Origin of the sequence: Microbacterium sp. (assembly GCF_049650565.1) — a bacterium.
Taxonomy (GTDB): Bacteria; Actinomycetota; Actinomycetes; order Actinomycetales; family Microbacteriaceae; genus Microbacterium.
In genome coordinates this window covers 1-3002 of sequence record NZ_JBASAK010000072.1, presented here as the reverse complement: position 1 = coordinate 3002, position 3002 = coordinate 1, and the positions used below count along the sequence as shown (strand labels likewise).

The 3002-nt window shown below is 72.6% G+C and carries 2 protein-coding genes; one reads left to right on the top strand and one right to left on the bottom strand.

Going from position 1 to position 3002, the window contains the following annotated elements; translation table 11 throughout:
* Positions 1-414: zinc-dependent metalloprotease (locus tag WA967_RS12340; RefSeq protein ID WP_424422985.1), on the top strand; the 414-nt coding region annotated here is incomplete at its 5' end.
* An 832-nt stretch (positions 415-1246) separates the two neighbouring features.
* Here WA967_RS12340 and WA967_RS12335 read toward each other — a convergent pair.
* Positions 1247-2965, bottom strand: coding sequence for an ATP-dependent helicase (locus tag WA967_RS12335; protein ID WP_424422982.1), 1719 nt, complete (start codon positions 2963-2965; stop codon positions 1247-1249).
* Between the last annotated feature and the right edge of the window lie 37 nt (positions 2966-3002).

The window sequence follows — 3002 nt, the reverse complement described above, 5'->3', positions numbered from 1 at the left end:
GTCGGCGGCCCCGCGGAGGATGCGCTGGGTGCGCTGGTCGGGCTGAAGCTGCGGCCGCGCCGCCTGCGTGAGGCATCGGCGATGTGGAAGGCCGTGACGGATGCCGTGGGCGTGGCCGCCCGCGACTCGCTGTGGGACTACCCCGACCTGATGCCGCTGGCATCGGACATCGACGATCCCTCCGCGCTGATCGAGCGCCTGCAGGCTTCCGCCCGCGGCGAGGCGCCGGCAGCCGACGAGTTCGACGAGGCGCTGGCGCGTCTGCTGGAAGGCGACGACTTCGGCGGCGCCCCCGGTGACGGCGACAGCGAGCCGGGCGAGGATCGCGACGAGCCAGACGACGATGGCGACGAGCCAGACGATGATGGCGACGAGCCGGGCGAGGACCGCCCTGAGGGCGACCGCCCCGTCTGACCCGTCTCCCGCGCCGGGGGCATCCGTACGGCGTTCACTCCTCCTGCACACGTGGCGGATTGCGCGGATCTGTCCACAGATCGCTCGGGCGCGCCCCGCGGATGCCGCGCGATCGACACAATCGAGGGCATGAGTCCCAGACCGAAGCCCGCGCTGACGCGCCTGGATGCGCGCTACCCGATCCTGTGGCGCGATGCGAGCACCGTGCAGTTCGGACTGGAGGGCGTCGTGACCCTGGACGTCGACGAGCCGTGGATCGAGCCACTGCTCACGCGGCTGCGCTCGGGCATCCGCCTGTCGGCCTTCGACGTGGTGGCGCACGGCGTCGGCGCGCCGCGCGCCGCCGCCAAGAGGCTGCTCAGCAGCCTGCGCCCCGTGCTCGTGACGGATGCCAGGAGCACGCCCGCCGTCTTCGTCGAAGATGTCAACGTCTCCGACGGGCGCATGACCGAGCGGATGCGGCAGTCGCTGGCCGACGAGGGGATCCGCATCTCCGGCCGAACGGATGCCGACGCCGTCGCGGTCGTCGTCGTGGAAGGCGCGGCAGCCGCCCTGCAGTTCGCCCCGTACCTGCGCGAGGACCGGGCGCACCTGCCCGTGGCGTTCGAACATGACGCCGTGACGGTCGGTCCGCTGGTGGTTCCCGGTCGCACGCCATGCCTGTCGTGCCGCGACGAGCACGAGCGGCGACGCGACCAGGCCTGGCCGATACTGCATGCGCAGCTGGTCGGGCGTGCGGTGGACGTGAGCACCGCACGCGTCGCCAACGCGGCGAGCCTGGTCACCCGGGTGCTGCGCACGCCGGTCGACGACGCTGGGGTGCTGGTGCGGGTCAGCCCCGACGGGCGCCACGTGTGGCGCTCGCTGCGCCATCACGAAGGATGCCCGTGCCTCGGGACGTCGTACCGATCTCAGCCAGGAAGCGCGACGGGGCCCGATCGCCTCGACCCGCGCCCGATGACCACGAGATCGCCAGGGTGCGCGCTGCGCGCGTGATTCCCACATACGCCAGTCGGCGCTCCTCGTCGACCTGCTCGAACGTCGAGGCGTAGGAGATCGGCAGAGCACCCTCGGCCCAGCCCGAAAGCAGCACGTGCGGCCATTCCAGGCCCTTGGCCGCGTGCAGGGTGGAGAGGGTCACCGTCCGCAGCGCCGGCTCGTGCTGATCCTTCGCGCGGGCCATGAGCTCATCGGCGAAGACTCGCAGCGTCGTGCCCTCGGGCGCCTCCTCGGCCAGCCGCAGGATGGCGCGGCGCGCCTCCCAGCCGTTGCGCTGCGCGCCGCCGGCCTCCGGCGGCTCCTCGGTCAGTCCCAGCCCCCGCAGCACGTCGCGCACGGTGGGCAGGAACCCCAGCGACGTGGGTGCCACCGCCGCCGCCCGCAGGCCCAGCACGGCCTGGCGCACCTCCGGCATGTCGAAGAAGCGCGTGCCGCCGAGCACCGTGGTCGCGATGCCGCGTGCGGCGAGCGCCTGCTGCAGCACGGCCGACTGCGCGTGCGCGCGGTACAGCACGGCGATCTCCGCAGGCGAGACCCCGCCGGCGATGCGCGCCGCGATGGCCGCGGCGATGCCGTCGGCCTCCTCGCGCTCGGTGTCATAACCGGTGAGCATCGGCGCCTCGGCCGGGCCGTCGTGCGCGGGCACGAGGGCCAGCGCGCCCGGTCGCCCCTTCATCAGTGCATTGGCAGCGGTGAGGATGGGCGCGTGCGAGCGGTAGTTGGTCTCCAGCCGCACGATGGTGGCATCCGGATACCGCTGTCCGAACTCCAGCAGATACCGCTGCTGCGCACCGGCGAACGAGTAGATGGTCTGGCTGGCATCGCCCACCACGCAGATGTCGCGGCGGTCTCCCAGCCACAGCTCCAGCAGACGGTTCTGCAGCGGCGACACATCCTGGAACTCGTCCACCGTGAAGTGCCGGTACTGCTCGTGCACGGCCGCCGCCACCCGGCTCTCGGTCTCCAGCATCCCCGCGCAGGCCAGCAGCACGTCCTCGAAGTCCAGCTGCCGCCGTTCGTCCTTCAACGCCTCGTAGGCCGCCTGCAGCTCCAGCAGCTGCTCAGGACGGATGCCGGTGATGGGCCTGTCCTGCTCCGCGTACTGCTCGATCGACAGCATCGATACCTTGCGCCATTCGATCTCGGAGGCGATATCGCGCAGCGTGGCGGTGCTGGGGCGCAGGCGCATGGCATCCGCAGCCTGACCCAGCAGGCGCACCTTGTTGTCGACGATGGCGGGGGCGGTGTCGCCGGTGAGCGTGGGCCAGAAGAAGTTCAGCTGTGCCAGGGCCGCCGCGTGGAAGGTGCGTGCGGCGACACCGCCGACACCGAGGGCGCGCAGCCGGCCGCGCAGCTCGCCGGCGGCCTTCGCGGTGAAGGTGACCGCCATCACCCGCGAGGGAGAGTACGCGCCGGTGTCCACGCCGTGGGCGATGCGGTGCGTGATGACGCGGGTCTTGCCCGTGCCGGCGCCGGCCAGCACGGCGACCGGACCGCGCAGCACGGAGGCGGCCTCGCGCTGCCGCTCGTCGAGGCCGTCGAGGGCGCTCACGCCGGCTCGCCCCGCGCGCCGGGCTCATCGTCGCACC